This window comes from Paenirhodobacter huangdaonensis (assembly GCF_004022465.1).
Classification (GTDB): Bacteria; Pseudomonadota; Alphaproteobacteria; order Rhodobacterales; family Rhodobacteraceae; genus Rhodobacter; species Rhodobacter huangdaonensis.
Genome location: NZ_SAVA01000001.1, coordinates 452,786 through 467,025, shown reverse-complemented (window position 1 = coordinate 467,025; position 14,240 = coordinate 452,786). Strand labels below are relative to the sequence as shown.

The window sequence follows — 14,240 nt, the reverse complement described above, 5'->3', positions numbered from 1 at the left end:
TCAGCGGCGGGTGATGGGGCAACTATGCGCAACGCATAGCACGCAGTCAACTACAAAACGCATAGCGAAAGATCGCTGTCACCCAATATGCAAAAGGCCCGCCATGTGGCGGGCCGAGGGCGCGGGGGCGATCTGGGGTGGTGCAGGGCTATTTTTTCTCAAGCAGATCGACGATTTTGGCTGTATTCCTGGCGGTGTCGATAATGGCGCGTGCAATCTGCATCACCGTAATCAGGGTCATACCCGATGCGGTGATTGAAAAGCCGCTCAGAACGGCCATCTGAACCCCTTCCTGTCTGATCAGCGCAAGGCCGGCGAAAAGACCGATTGCAACTGCGAGCCACCCGATCACCTCGATCAGGAGTATAAAAACCTTTGCAATTCCATATGTTTGCATTTCATATCCTATTCAACGACATCAGTTCGAATTGCTGCGTTTGACCCATAGGATCGGGGCGACCCATTCCACGATCAGGTTGCGCATCGGGGGCGCATTGAAGCTCTCGAGCGTCGCTGTTCCATCCCGCTCTGCCCGGACGATCTTCACGAATTTCCGGCCATCCGGCAAGCTGACGATGCACTCCTGCCCGTCTGCGCGGACCGGCGTTGTCTGCTGGTCATAGATCAGGATATCGCCGGCCATGTAGCGTGGGAACATCGAGTCACCCTTGACGCCGACGGCGACGGCCTCGGGCCCGATGCCGGGCGGCGGGTCGATTTCGTCCAGGCACCCGCCGTCATCGATCGCAAAGACTTCGGCACCGGCGCCGACATAGCCAACGAATGGCACGAGCTTTTTCGTCTTCTCGCCGATCCCAAGTAGAAGCCATTCGGCGGACACCCGGAAGGCCCGTGCATATTCGCGTGCCTTTTCGGGCTTGATTCCTCTGCTGCCATTCTCATGGGCAAGATAGGTGGGTGTCGCCCACCCGAAGCGGCGCGCAGCATCGGTCGCCACCGCATAGCCGGCACGCTCGCGCGCCTCTCTTAGCCTGTCTGCAATCGTCGTCATGGCGCCGTCCTACCATGCGACGCTATGCAATGGGCATTGACGTGCTGCAATGCGTAACGCATAGTGCGATCATGGAACACGTGCTGAAAATCTTCCCGAACCTCTCGGACCTGGCAAAGGAACTGTCGCTTCCATATCCGACAGTCGCGGCATGGAAGCAGCGTGGGCGCATTCCTGCGTCTTATGATCTGGACATCATCCGTGCTGCTGCAAAGCGTGGAGCTGACCTCACATTGTCGCAGCTTGCCGAGTGCAGGTGCCGGCGTCAGGTGAAGGGGATGGCTGTCTAATGCCTGAATTCTTTTCATGTCCCCACGCTACCCCCGGCGAGGATGACGGTCACGGAAACCCGGTTTCCAGTCCTGTCCTGCGAGGGCCGACCGATGAATGACGCTGCGATGATCCGGGCCCTGATGGAAGGGTTGATCCGGGAGGCGGGCGGCATGGAAGCCGCGGCGGCGCTGATCAGCGCTGCGCTTGGCCGGGAGGTCGGGAAGGGCACGATTTCGCGGCGGCAGTCCGGGCAGCTGGAATGGCCGCTCATCGAAATCCTCGCGCTCGAGCGTGCAATCGGGTCGCAGAGCGTGCGGCGCTGGCTGGCGCAGACGCTGCCCGAGGCGACCTCGGTCGATTTGCTGGCAGAGGTCGCCGTGTCATCGCGCGAGCATGGCGAGGCGATGAGTGCGGTGCTGGACTATGCCACGGGGCGCGGAGACCGGTCGAGGGCGCGCAAGGAAATCACGGAATCGCTCGAGGTGATGCGGCGGATGTCGGCACGGCTGGAGGGCGAGGAATGACAGATCTGCGGGAAATGAGCTGGCCGGATCGCCTGCGCTATGCCGTCGCGCAGGGATGGGGCGTGAGCGAGTTAGCTGGGCAGCTGGGGCGGAGTGTCTCGGTGGTATCGCTGGCGCAGGGGCGGCACGGGATCAGGTTGCCGGACAAGCGCCGATCCACCGATGAGGGCATCGTGCAGAAAGGCCAGACCGGAAACCCTCTGTCCTGTCTCAGCGACGCTGAACGGGCGGATTATGACGTCCTGAAAACGCGGGGAAAGATGACGCGGGCCGAGGCGCTGACCGCCATCGGCAGGAGCGACCTGCTGGAGGGTGACCGGTGAGCTGGGTGCATATCGCAGATGCGGCGCGGGTGCTGATTTCCGAGGCGGACGATCGCCTTGCGGCAGCGGTCGGGACGCTGCGCGATGCCGGTGCCCACGAGAGCGCCGAGGCGCTGACGGTCGAGCGGCAGCGGCTGGAGATCTGGACGCAGGATGGCGGATTTCTGGACTGCATGGCCGCCGATGACTGAGGAACACCCCCGCAGTTTTCAATGCCTGGGCTGCGGGAAACTGGTGCGGCGGGATGGGACACCCGCCGCACATTTTTACACGGAGATGGACATGAGCGACGGATTGCGGCGCCGGGACGCCGCGGGGTGTGACCTCGCCGGGCTGCGGGGGATCGGATATCTGGCCCGCGCCGATGAAATCGGCCTCGATCATCGCACGCTGATGGCCGCATTCTGGCGCCGGAGCCGGCACATCTGCGTGCCGCTGACGCGCGGTGAGCTGATTGCGACGATGCCGGTCGAGGTGGATTCGGATGCCGCGATCAAGGCGATGCACGCAGAGGGTCTGATCGTCGGCGGCAAGGAGCGCGGTGTCGGGTCCGATGTGACGATCTATGAGGTCACGCCGCACGGGGCCACCATTGCGCAGCGCGCAGCGGGGTGCGCGCAATGACCTCGGCCGAGGCAATCGACTGGGTGCAGGTCCTGGACAGGGACGGGCCATGGGCACAGCTGGTGCATGTCGGTGCGACGCCAGCAGTTGTCGCGCGACATAATGTCGGCATCGCCTATCTCGCGACGCCCTACACCCGCGAGGTGCTGGTCAAGGGGAAATGGTCGCTCGAGCGCTCGGTGGCGCTGTCGGTCATGGCATCGCGGCACATGGTTATGCTGATGCGAGAGCGTGTGACAGCGGTCAGCCCGATCGTGCTGGCGGCAGAGGCGATGCATGCGCAGGCCTGCACGGCCGGGCGCAGGCTCAATCCACTTGATCGCGATTTCTGGGCGGACTGGTGCCGGCCGATCCTGAATGAGGCCGCGATGATCGTGGTGCCGGATATCCCGGGCTGGGATCGGTCGGCGGGAATCTGGGCAGAGGTGCAGTGGGCAATCAGCCGCAACCTCCCGGTTTTTGTCTATGGCGGCCGGGGGTGACGCGGCACTGCCCACCGGCGCCGGAATAGAGGATTTCCGGCGTCAGGAGGCAGTGCTGCAGCTGCTGTCATCGATCCGCGTCTGCGGAGGCGACGATGCAGTGCAGGTGATGGCGTGGGTTCTGGATGAGCTGGGGGCAGGGATACCGGAGGCGGACACCCTGACCGGCCGGATCCGGGAGGATGCTGCCTGGTGGGCAGATCTCGCGACGCCCCATGAGGTCGAGGCCTATGTCGCAGCCGGTCTGCGCAGGATTGAGCGGACGGCCTTTTGCGAGGCCGCTCGGAAGAGGATTTTCGCGGCGATCTGGGAGAGCTTTGGCGATGCAGATCGCAAGGCATTTCTGGGCCGCGTCGACCCGGCGGGTCGATTTACGGGACGGGGACGATGAGCACAGATTTTGACCCGCTGATGCAGGTGACCCCCATCGTGGAGGATGCAGAGGATGTCACTGGCTGGGATGGGTATGCCGCATGCTCCGCGGCCGATCCCGCACCCGGCGGAGATGGTGCCGGCGATACAGAGGCGCCGGCGGCAATCTGCGCGCAGCTGCCCCTGAATGACGTCGGCAATGGACAGCGTCTGATCGTTCACCACGGTGCAGATATATGCTTTGTGCCGCGCGTCGGCTGGCATCTGTGGACCGGGCAGCGCTGGAAGCTCGACCCGGATGAGATCGCCGTGCGGCGGCTGGCGCAGGGCCTGTCGGATCTGATCGCGCAGGAGACGCGCTATCTGGCGATCGGTGAGAGACAGCAGGAAATCGTCGCGGCGGCAGAGGGTGCCGAGGCCGAGATCGAGGACCTGATCGCCATTCCGAAGGCGCGGCGCAGCACCGAGCAGGCCGAGGCCATCAGGGCGGCGCAGGAGCGGATTGCAGCCGCGGCCGAGGTGATGGATGGGCACAAGACGTCTGTCGCGCGACGCCTGACCCATGCCAAGAACGCCGGAAACACGAACGCGATCAAGAACATGCTGACCGAGGCGTCGGTCCGTCGGGTGGTCGAGCTCGAAGCGCTCGATGCAGATCCTCTGGTGATCAACACCGAGAATGTCGTGTTGCGGTTCATGGTCGATCAGCAGGACGGGCGGCGCTATGTTGACCTGGTGACAGAGGACCATGACCGGGCGCAGATGCTGTCGAAGATGATGCCTCTGATGTGGGACCCGGAGGCCACCTGCCCGGTATTCGATGTCTTCATCGAGCAGGTCTTGCCGATCCCTGAGGTGCGTCGTTTCGTGCAGCGCTGGCTCGGGCTGAGCCTGACTGGCCTGACTGGTGAGCAGAAATTTGCCTTCTTCTATGGCTCAGGTGCCAATGGCAAATCCGTGCTGATGGATCTTATCCTGAGGATGATGGGCGATTATGCTGCATCGGCGAAAATCGAGAGCCTGACAGGATCAAATCGCCGCGGTGGTGGGGATGCGACACCGGACCTGATGCAGCTGATCGGGGCACGATTCGTGCGGGCCTCGGAACCCGACGAGGGGATGCGATTTCAGGAGGCACTGATCAAGGAGCTGACGGGCGGCGAGGTAATGCTCGTGCGCGCGCTGCACACGAATTTCGTCGAGTTCCGACCGCTGTTCAAGCTGTCGATCAGCGGCAACCACAAGCCCGAGATCCGCGGCGGCGACGACGGCATCTGGCGGCGTGTGCTGCTGGTGCCTTTCGATGTCCAGATCCCGCCGGAACAGCGAGATGCGAAGCTGGGCGAGAAGCTGTGGCAGGAGAGAAACGGCATATTCCGCTGGCTGGTGAATGGACTGCTGGAATACCTCGAGCAGGGCCTGATGGTGCCAGAGATCGTCAGCGAGGCGACGCGGGATTATCGCGAGGAAAGTGACCCGTATGGCGCATTCCTGGCTGGTTGCTGCCATGTCTCAGGTGACCCGCAGGATGTGATCTATGCGCGCGATCTGTGCGAGGCGTTCAATTTCTGGCTCGATGAGAACGGCAAGGGCGCCTTCAAACCGATGACCGTGTCGAAGAAGATGGCAGGTCTCGCAGGGCGGTGGAAGCACCCGGCGACGAGTCGCTCCTTCACAAAGGCGAAAAATTCGATCAGTCAATACCTGGGCATCAGACTGGTCGAGCCGTTCGGCTCGCGATACTACAACATGCCGCGGGACAGTCAGGGCCGCATCCTGCGTAATGCCTCTGTGCGAGACGACGTCGATGCATGATGCCCCGTACCCCGTTTTCCAGTCTTCACGGGAGGCTAGGGAGGCTAGAGGCAACGGAACGGGAGGCTGGAATGCTTCGGGGTTCGGGGGGATTGCTGTTCATTGTCAATATCATGCACTCATGTACGGGAGGCTAGGGAGGCTAGGGAGGGTAAATTCAGGTAATGCGTATGTGAGACATGAAGTGAATTTTGAAGACCCGTCTTACGCATTTCTTACAATTACCCTCCCTAGCCTCCCTAGCCTCCCGCTAAAGTGTTAAGTGCTTGGAAATTAAACGAAAATAAAGGCTGCGTGGAACGGGAGGCTAGATGTGTATGCAACCTCTCGCCTCCCTAGCCTCCCGTGAGACAGGCGTAAAATCTATGGATTGGGGTAGGTGACAATGATCACACAGCATGTAGAGATCGAGGCATTTGCGGCGATGATCGCGGTGCAGAAGACCTGCGCGGTCAGGCAGATCGCCAGGGCGCTTGGCCTGCCAGATCCGTATTCGACGGATGCGGATCGTGTCGCACGCCTGCGTGACCGGTCCAGTCCGCCGGATCGGTGCGGCCCCGAGATCATTGCTGCACCTGCGCGTGGGCCGATGATCGCATTTTCCCCGATTGCTGTCTGCCCGAAGGGGGAAGCGGATTGGGAGGTGCAGCATGCGGGCTATCGTGGGCGCGATGCTGCCCGCGGCGCCGACGCATTCGACCTGATGGATCTGCAGGCGCGGCGGCGCGGTGGTGACGGGCATCGCATGCTGTTCTCTGCCGCCGCGATCAGGGCAGGCCGAGACTATGCAGCGCTGATCGAGCGCCATGATGCAGCCGGTCTGCGCGGTGTCTCGGTCGAGACCATGATGGCGGGGCGCTCAGGCGGAACCGGGGATGGTGGCTATATCGACGCGGTCATTTCTGACGGAAGGCGGATCAGGGCACTGAGGTTGGCCATCGGCGGTGGGTCTGTATTTGCCAGGTGGATCGACGCCGATGGTCATGTGATCAAGCCGGGGCTGTCGGTGCGCGATCTCGTCGATCAGGTCTGCTGTGGTGGTCAGACGGTGTCGCAGGTGATCCGTGGCACAGGCAGGAGCCCGGGCGGGACGAATGCACGCAAGGCCGCCATGGCCCTGGCTGATGCGCTGCGGCGCATGTCGCAAGTCAACTGACACGGGGGGTTGACGGCTAGTCCAACCGGATGCATATTCCTTGTCATCATCTACAAGAGCGCCTGATGGATTTTCCATCGGGCGCTTTTGCATGTCATGAAAGAACCTCATGAAGATCGACTTCGCCATCACGCCGCAATCGCTGCGCGATTTTCAGCGCGCCGTCGATCGACTGGTAGAGCGTGATGCGAAGATTGCATCGACATGGGCGCTCAATGACACGGCGCCCAAGGTGATCAGTCATTTGCAGGAGCGGATGCGTCTCGTGTTTGACCGCCCGACGCCTTTCGCGCTCAATGCATTTCGAATCCGGGGTGCACGGCCAACCGATCTCACCATCACAGTGATGGAACGGCCGTCTGCGGACCGCCGGCATTTCCTCAAGGTCGAGGAGGCGGGCGGCGCAAGGCCGCAAACGGGAACCGAGCGGGCACTGCAATACAACCTGAAATATGGCGGGGCAGTGTCTTTCGGTGTGCCGGCGAGTGGTGCGAAGCTGAACCAGTATGGCAACTGGCAGGCGGGTGAGCGCAATCAGGCGATGTCGGGCGTGCAGGCACGCCATGATCCGAAGATGAACACCACGAAGGAATCGCGGAAGCGCTATCGGAAGCGGGCAGGATATTTCGTGCCTCGCGATGGGTCGAAGCTGTCGAAGGGTATTTGGAAGCGTGATGGTGATGGTGATATCACCAAGGTGATGCATTTCCTGGACCGGGCGCCCCGCTACACCCCACTGCTCGGGTTCTATGATGGCGTCGAGAAGGTGTATCGCGATGAGCTGCCGAAACAGATCCGGCGTGCCTTCGAGAAGATGATCGCGCGGCGATCGAAGTAGGGCACCGATCGGGGGGAGAGGTCCGGGGTCAAAATCCGGTGGGTCCTTCCTGGAAAGGTCCCGAATGGGGGTCATTACAACCCCGATGCTCGCGTGTTTTCTTGTGATTTTTCAGTCTACAAGATGGGGTGGTTGTTGGGGTTTATGATGGCGGGTGAAAGCGTGGAAGTACCGCTGCTGCCGGTGGAGATCGACGACGATCTTGCGCCGCTGTTGCGGGCGCACCCACTGCCGGCGATGGTCAGCGACGCCGACATGAACCAGGAAGAGATCGCGCAGGCTTTCGGCACCACGGTGAACACGGTCGCGAAGTGGATCCGCGAAGGCATGCCGGTGGCGCAGGTCGGCGGCAACGGCCGGGCCTATGTGCTGCGGCTGTCGCATTGCTGGGCCTGGCGCAAGTCGCGCGAGGCCGAGGCGGCACAGCGCAGCCGGCACAACGAGGCGCAGATCAGCCTGCTGCGCGCGGAGATGCTTGGGGTCGAGATCGACAGCCCCGCGGCGCAGATGTCGGCGAAGGAGCGGCGCGAGCTGGCCGAGGCCGACATGCGCTGGTCCGAGGCGCAGCGGCGGCGCCGCCAGCTCGTGCCCTTGCCCGACGTGCTCGAGCTGCTCGAAAGCCTCGGGAAAATCGTGCGCGACGGTCTGGAGGCGATGCCGGACCGGCTGGAACGGGAGATCGACCTGAGCCCGTCGCAGGTCTCGGCCGTGGCGCGGATCGGCAGCGACCTGCTGACCGCCTGGGCGGATTGCATCGAGGAGCGGGAGCTTCGCGACCGCGAGGTCGGCGAGGCGGACCTGAGCGAACAACTTCTGATCTGAGGAGGCCGGGCATGCGGATGCTCGATGATTTCGGGCCTCTGCCGCCTTACGCCGACCCGAGGGTGGCTTTGCGGCTGGCCCTGCCGGCATGGCGTCCGGCCGAGAAGATCTCGGTAACGGAGGCGGCCGAGAAATACATGCGGGTGAACGTGTCGGGGCAGTGGCAGCCGTTTCGGCGCGATGTGACGCCCTACATGGTCGAGCCCTCCGACATGATCGCGTCGCGCAGCTATCGGGGGCTCGCGTTCTGCGGGCCGTCGCAGTCGGGCAAGACGCAGATGCTGCAATCGGCGCTGGCCTACACGATCTGTGCGGATCCCGGGCGGGTGGCGCTGTTCCAGATGACGCGCGAGGCCGCGGCGGAGTTCGAGCGCAACAAGCTCGCGCCGATGGTGCGCAACAGCCCCGATCTGCGGGCGCGCCAGGCGAGCGGGCGCGGGGCGGACAACATCTATCATAAGCTCTTCACCGGGGGGACGCAGCTGACGATCGACTGGCCGACGATCACCAAGCTGAGCTCGGCGACGATGCGGCTGGTGCTGGGCACCGATTACGACCACTTCCCGGAGAGCATCGATGGCGAGGGCGATGCCTATTCGCTGATGCGAGCCCGGGCGCGGACCTACCTGTCGCGCGGCATGGTGGTGGTCGAGAGCAGTCCTGGCGCGCCGCTCCGGGATGAAAGCTGGCGCGCGCGGACACCGCATGACTGCCCGCCGGTCAATTATGGTGTGCTCGCACTTTATCCGCACGGGACGCGGGGGCGCTGGTACTGGCCGTGCCCGTCCTGCGGCGCGCTGTTCGAGCCAACCCACAAGCGGCTCGTCTATCCCGAGAGCGGCGACCCGATGGAGGCGGGCGAGGCGGCGCGGATGCGCTGCCCGCATTGCCGCGAGACCTTTGGCCACGAGCTCAAGCGCGAGCTGAATGCGGCGGGGCGCTGGCTGCACGAGAGCGGCGAGGCCGACGCCGAGGGGCGTCCACAGCTTGTGCCGATCGACAGCGGACGGGTCCGCCGCACCGACATGCTGAGCTACTGGCTCGACGGCACGGCCGCGGCCTTTTCGTCCTGGAAGGAGTTGGTCACGATGTATCGTCAGGCGATTGTGACATTCGAGGCGACGGGGGACGAGGAAAAGCTGAAGACGGTGATGAACACCGGCTTTGCCCAGCCTCACTTTCCGCGCTCGGCCGGGTCCGAGATGGAAGTCACGGTGCAGGGGCTGCGCGACAAGGCGCGCGGGGTCGATCTTCCGCGCGGGGTGGCGCCCTCCTGGGCGCGCTACGTGACGGTGTCGGTCGACGTTCAGGGAACGCGCTTTGCCGTCGGGGTGACCGCCTGGGGGCAGGACGGGCAGCACATGCCGATCGACCGCTTCGACATCTTCTCGATGCCGGGGGCGGAGGCGGAGCGGTTGCTCAAGCCGTTCGAGCAGGCCGAGGACTGGGCCGCGCTTGAACCTCTGGCCGAGCGCAGCTGGCCGGTCGAGGGCACGGAGGTGCGGCTCCGGGCGGTGGCGCTGGCGATCGACATGCACGGCGGCGGCGCCACGACGGACAACGCCTATCGGTTCTACCGCGGGCGGCGTCGGGCCGGGCAGGGGGAGCGCTGGTTCCTGACCCGCGGCGAGGGCGGGTTGAACCGCGCCGACCGGGTCTGGCTGAAGGCGCCGGAAAGCGCCAGCCAGAAGGCCAGGCGCCGGCGCGTCGCGAAGGACATCCAGATCCTGCACATGGCGACGGACCGGCTGAAGGATGCGGTGATGGCATCGCTGCGGGCCGAGGCCGGCCATGTGAATGCCTGCCTCATCGGGGAGTGGATGGAGGACGACCACCTGACCGAGTTCACCGCCGAGCGCCGGGGCGACAAGGGCTGGTCCAAGCGGCCCGGGATGGTGCGCAACGAAAGCCTCGACCACCTGGTGCAGGCGCGGGCGCTGCACATCCACAAGCGCGGCGAGACGATCAACTGGGCGGCGCCGCCGCTTTGGGCGCAGCTGGGGGCGGAAAACCCGTTCCTGGTGCGGTCTGAGGCCAAGGACACCGCGCGAACCGATGCCCCGGCCGGGGCAGAGGTGAAGGGCGCCGAGCCGGCAGAGCCCCGCACGGCGCCGCCGAAGGCGCCATGGTCCGGGGCTCCCGGCCGTGGCGGATGGATCCGCAAGGGGAAGGGATGGCTGTGAGCTACACGGCAGAGCAACTGGCCCAGCTGAAGGCCAACATCGCGCGCGGGGTGACCTCGCTCGAGGTAAACGGCGAGAAGGTCACCTTCCGCTCGCTCGATGAGATGCGCCGGATCGCGGCGATGATCGAAGACGAGGTCTCTCCGGTCAGCAGGCCGGGCCTCTACCGGCCGAAGTTTTCCAGGGGGTAAGGTGATGGGGATGATCGACCGGGTGGTGGCGGCGTTTTCTCCGCGCCGCGCTGCCGAACGGGAACGCGCGCGGTTGCTGACGATGCACTATCGCGCGGCGCAGCTCGGGCGGAACAACGAGGGCATCCGGGCGAGCGGCTCGGATGCCGATCTTGCGGGGCGGGACCGGCGCCGGATTGCCTTCTACGCACGCGACCTGATCCGCAACACGCCGATGGCGGCACGGATCCAGCAGGTGATCACCGGTCATGTGGTCGGTGACGGCATCCTGCCGAAGATCCAGTGCTCGCGCGTCCTGCCGGTGCCGATGCAGAAGCGTCTGAAGCTGCAGGGCCTCGAGATGATCGAGACCCATTGCGACACGGTCGCGATCGACCGATGCGGGCTGCAGAACCTCTACGGGCTGCAGGCGCTGGCGATGAACACGATCGTCGATGCGGGTGAGGTCCTGATCCGCCGGCATCGTCCGGCATCGGCTGGGCTTTGCATCCCGCTGCAGCTCGAGGTTCTGGAGCCTGACTACATCGACGACACGCGCTTCGGCCTGACGCTCGACGGCCACGAGATCCGCGAGGGGATCGAGTATGACCAGGGCGGCAACCGGGTCGCCTATTGGCTCTATACCCAGCATCCGGGCGGTGAATGGCGCCCCGGGGCGTCGCCGCTGACCTCCGAGCGGGTGCCGGCTGAGGATCTCATTCATGTCTTCCGCGTCGACCGCCCGGGGCAGACGCGCGGGGTGAGCTGGTACACGCCGGTCGCGGAAAAGCTGCTCAACGCCGACGATGCCGACGACGCGCATCTGATGCGGCAGAAGATCGCCGCCTGTTTCGTGGCCTTCCACCACATGAACATGGACAACATGCCGCGCCCGGAGCTGGGAGAGACGCTGCAGCCCGGGCTGATCATGCCGGTGGGCTCGGACGAGGACATGACGTTCGGGGAGCCGCCGCAGGTCGGGGACTATGGCGAGTTCAAGAAGGGGGTCTATCGCTCGGTCGCAATGGGGGTTGGGATCACCTACGAGGCGATGACCGGGGATCTGGGCGGGGTGAACTTCTCCTCTGCCCGGATCGGACGTCTGGAGATGGAACGCAACGTCTCCGGCTGGCAGTGGCGGATGCTGGTGCCGATGATGCTGCAGCCGATCGGACGATGGATCGTCGAGGCATGGTCTGACGTCACGCCAGAGCTGTGGGACATCCCCGGGGCGGTCAGGCTGACCTGGGTGCCGCCGCACCGGATCCTCGTGGACCCGGCGCGGGAGTTCAGTGCGCTGCGCGAGGCGGTCCGCTCGGGCTTCCAGAGCCGGCAGGGTGTGGTGCGCCAGCTCGGGGTCGATCCCGAGCGTCTGCTCGAGGAACAGCTTCAGGACAAGGAAGAGGCGGACCGGCTCGGTCTGCCGTTCGACAGCGACCCGCGCGCCGATGTGTCGCGGCAGGTCGCGGGGTTCAGCGACAAGGAAACGCAGGATGAATGAGATCTGTCTCTCCGGCTCGGTGGGGGCCTCCTTCTGGGACGAGGAGAGCTTCACGGCAGCGTCGGTGCGTGAGCAGCTGACGGGGCTTTCGGGGCCGCTGACGGTGCGGCTCAACTCGGGCGGCGGGATCGCGACCGAGGGGCAGGCGATCTACACCGCGCTGAAGAACCACGACGGCGAGGTCACGGTGGTGATCGACGGGATCGCGGCCTCGGCCGCCTCGCTGATCGCGATGGCAGGCGACCGGATCGTGATGCCGGTCGGGGCGATCATGATGATCCATGACCCGGCAAGCATGTGGACGGTCGGCCGCGGCACCGAGCAGGATCACCTCGATGCCGCCAAGGGGCTGGCGGTCTGCGCCAATGCCTATGCCGCGGTCTATGCGGCGCGGGCGGGCATCAGCGTCGAGGCTGCGCGCGAGATCATGCGGGCTGAGACCTATTTCGACGGTGCGGCAGCGGTGGAAGCCGGCTTTGCGACCGAGACCGACGAGGGGGCGGAGGCCGCGGCGGCCGCGCTCTTCGACTACCGGCTCTATCCGAAGGCGTCGGCAGCCCTGCGGGCTGTCGGTTCCGGCCTCGGTGCAGGTCAGTCGGTTGCCTCCATCATGGCCCGGATGACCGGGGCAGATCCCAGCAAGAGCGAGAAAGGACAGACGATGAAGAAGACCAAGATGACGGCCGGGGCCGCCGGCGATCCGGCGGAGGAGATGGAGCAGATCGACGATCCCGAGATGGACGTCGACCCCGAGGGGGAGCCGGATGGCGATGAGCCGCCGCCCGAAGACGACCCGGAAGACGACCCGGAAGGGGAGCTGGAAGGGGAGCCGGGCGCCGATCCGGAAGAAGAGGACGAGCCGGGGCAGGACAATCCGCATGCGGCCGGCATCCTGCGCTTTGCGGCCTCGCGCCGCCTTGGCGCCGACATCGCGATGAACTGGATCGGGCGCGGCCTCACCACCGCGCAGGCGATCTCCGATTACACCTCCAACAACGGGAACCCGACGATGACGAAACCGCGCCCCGGCCTGAGCCGGGCCCAGATCCTGCGCGACGAGCGCACCACGATGCGGCAGGGGATGACCGAGGCCCTGACTGCCCAGATCACCGGCCGTGATCCCACCTCCGGCGCCGCGCGCGGCTATATGGACATGTCGATCGTCGAGATCGCGGCGGCCTCGATCGGGCACCGGGGGCGCATCCGTTCCGCCGGTGACAAGATCGGCATCTTCATGGATGCGTCGCATGCCACGTCGGATTTTCCGGCGATCTTCCAGAATGCGCTGAACAAGGTGCTGCTTGAACGCTACAGCGCCTTCCAGCCCACCTACCGGGCGATCGCGCGCAAGCGGAACTTCCGTGATTTCCGCCCGATGCCGCTGGTGCGGACCGGGGATTTCCCGACCCTGCTGCCGGTGGGCGAAACCGGCGAGATCAAGTGGGGCACCTTCGGGGAAAGCGGCGAGACCGCAGTGATCGCCGCCTATGGTCGCGGGCTGACGATCTCGCGCCAGATGATGATCAACGACGATCTGGGCGCGATCGATGAGATGCTGTCGAGCTATGGCGAGACGGTGGCGCATTTCGAGGAGCAGCTGTTCTACGCCGGGGCGCTTGGCGCCAAGATGTCGGACGGCAAGGCGATCTTCCACGCCGATCACGGCAACCTCGCTGCGGCCGGGACTGATATCACCGATGAGGCGTTGTCGGATGGCCGCGCGGCCATGCGTCGTCAGAAATCGGTCGATGGTATCACGCGCAACCTGGCCCCCACGATCCTGCTGGTTGGTCCCGAGCGCGAGACCGAGGCGGAGCGGCGCGTGGCGACGATCACGCCGACCTCGGCGGATGCGGTCAACCCGTTCTCGGGCCGTCTGAAGCCTGTGGTGACCTCGGAAATCGAGGATGGCGCCTGGTATCTGCTGTCCGAACGGGCGCCGTGCTGGGTCTATGGCTTCCTCGACGGCGCAGAGGCGCCGCGGGTGCGCACCGAGGAGCCCTTCGGGACGCAGGGCTTCTCGATGACGGTCGAGCATGACTTCGGTCTCGGCGCTGCCGATTTCGTCGGCGGCTACAAGAACGCGGGCTGACCCGTTCAGAGCCTAACTGCCCCTGACGAGAGCCGCCTTCGGGCGGCTTTCGT

General features: G+C 65.0%; 16 protein-coding genes. 14 read left to right on the top strand and 2 right to left on the bottom strand.

Going from position 1 to position 14,240, the window contains the following annotated elements:
* Positions 1–148: 148 nt before the first annotated feature.
* Together EOW66_RS02230 and EOW66_RS02225 are read right to left on the bottom strand one after the other, a co-directional pair.
* On the bottom strand, positions 149–397 hold the full coding sequence (locus tag EOW66_RS02230) for a hypothetical protein (protein ID WP_128154480.1): 249 nt from the start codon (positions 395–397) through the stop codon (positions 149–151).
* Positions 398–418: 21 nt separating this feature from the next.
* Positions 419–1,012: an XRE family transcriptional regulator gene (locus tag EOW66_RS02225; protein ID WP_128154478.1), complete on the bottom strand. Its 594-nt coding sequence runs from the start codon at positions 1,010–1,012 to the stop codon at positions 419–421.
* 398 nt (positions 1,013–1,410) lie between these two features.
* Between EOW66_RS02225 and EOW66_RS02215 the strand changes: the two genes are divergently transcribed.
* From EOW66_RS02215 to EOW66_RS02150, 14 genes are all read left to right on the top strand, one after another.
* Positions 1,411–1,809, top strand: coding sequence for a hypothetical protein (locus EOW66_RS02215; protein ID WP_164880994.1), 399 nt, complete (start codon positions 1,411–1,413; stop codon positions 1,807–1,809).
* Complete coding sequence (locus tag EOW66_RS02210; protein WP_128154473.1) at positions 1,806–2,132, top strand: hypothetical protein; 327 nt, start codon at positions 1,806–1,808, stop codon at positions 2,130–2,132. Before EOW66_RS02215 ends, EOW66_RS02210 begins: the two co-directional genes overlap by 4 nt.
* A complete protein-coding gene (locus EOW66_RS02205; RefSeq protein WP_128154472.1) occupies positions 2,129–2,323 on the top strand; it encodes a hypothetical protein in 195 nt (64 codons plus the stop codon). The genes EOW66_RS02210 and EOW66_RS02205 overlap by 4 nt, the downstream gene beginning before the upstream one ends.
* A gap of 91 nt (positions 2,324–2,414) precedes the next feature.
* Positions 2,415–2,756: a hypothetical protein gene (locus tag EOW66_RS02200; RefSeq protein WP_128154470.1), complete on the top strand. Its 342-nt coding sequence runs from the start codon at positions 2,415–2,417 to the stop codon at positions 2,754–2,756.
* Positions 2,753–3,238, top strand: a complete 486-nt coding sequence (locus EOW66_RS02195) for a DUF1937 family protein (RefSeq protein ID WP_128154468.1) — start codon at positions 2,753–2,755, stop codon at positions 3,236–3,238. The genes EOW66_RS02200 and EOW66_RS02195 overlap by 4 nt, the downstream gene beginning before the upstream one ends.
* 52 nt (positions 3,239–3,290) lie before the next feature.
* Positions 3,291–3,629, top strand: a complete 339-nt coding sequence (locus tag EOW66_RS02190; RefSeq protein ID WP_239017467.1) for a hypothetical protein — start codon at positions 3,291–3,293, stop codon at positions 3,627–3,629.
* Positions 3,626–5,425, top strand: coding sequence for a DNA primase family protein (locus EOW66_RS02185; protein ID WP_128154466.1), 1,800 nt, complete (start codon positions 3,626–3,628; stop codon positions 5,423–5,425). Before EOW66_RS02190 ends, EOW66_RS02185 begins: the two co-directional genes overlap by 4 nt.
* 385 nt (positions 5,426–5,810) lie before the next feature.
* On the top strand, positions 5,811–6,581 hold the full coding sequence (locus EOW66_RS02180; RefSeq protein WP_128154465.1) for a hypothetical protein: 771 nt from the start codon (positions 5,811–5,813) through the stop codon (positions 6,579–6,581).
* 109 nt (positions 6,582–6,690) lie between these two features.
* Positions 6,691–7,419 carry a hypothetical protein gene (locus tag EOW66_RS02175; protein ID WP_128154463.1) on the top strand — a complete coding sequence of 243 codons (729 nt, stop codon included), beginning with the start codon at positions 6,691–6,693 and terminating at the stop codon, positions 7,417–7,419.
* Between the two features lie 162 nt (positions 7,420–7,581).
* Positions 7,582–8,241, top strand: a complete 660-nt coding sequence (locus EOW66_RS02170) for a DUF1441 family protein (RefSeq protein ID WP_239017466.1) — start codon at positions 7,582–7,584, stop codon at positions 8,239–8,241.
* Positions 8,242–8,252: 11 nt separating this feature from the next.
* Complete coding sequence (locus tag EOW66_RS02165; protein WP_239017465.1) at positions 8,253–10,424, top strand: phage terminase large subunit family protein; 2,172 nt, start codon at positions 8,253–8,255, stop codon at positions 10,422–10,424.
* Positions 10,415–10,615 carry a phage head-tail joining protein gene (locus EOW66_RS02160; RefSeq protein ID WP_128154459.1) on the top strand — a complete coding sequence of 67 codons (201 nt, stop codon included), beginning with the start codon at positions 10,415–10,417 and terminating at the stop codon, positions 10,613–10,615. The genes EOW66_RS02165 and EOW66_RS02160 overlap by 10 nt, the downstream gene beginning before the upstream one ends.
* 4 nt (positions 10,616–10,619) lie before the next feature.
* Positions 10,620–12,095 (top strand): phage portal protein, encoded by a 1,476-nt coding sequence (locus tag EOW66_RS02155; RefSeq protein ID WP_128154457.1) that lies wholly within the window; start codon positions 10,620–10,622, stop codon positions 12,093–12,095.
* Entirely contained in the window at positions 12,088–14,187 is a 2,100-nt protein-coding gene (locus EOW66_RS02150; protein WP_128154456.1) for a head maturation protease, ClpP-related, read from the top strand. Before EOW66_RS02155 ends, EOW66_RS02150 begins: the two co-directional genes overlap by 8 nt.
* The last annotated feature ends 53 nt before the right edge of the window (positions 14,188–14,240 follow it).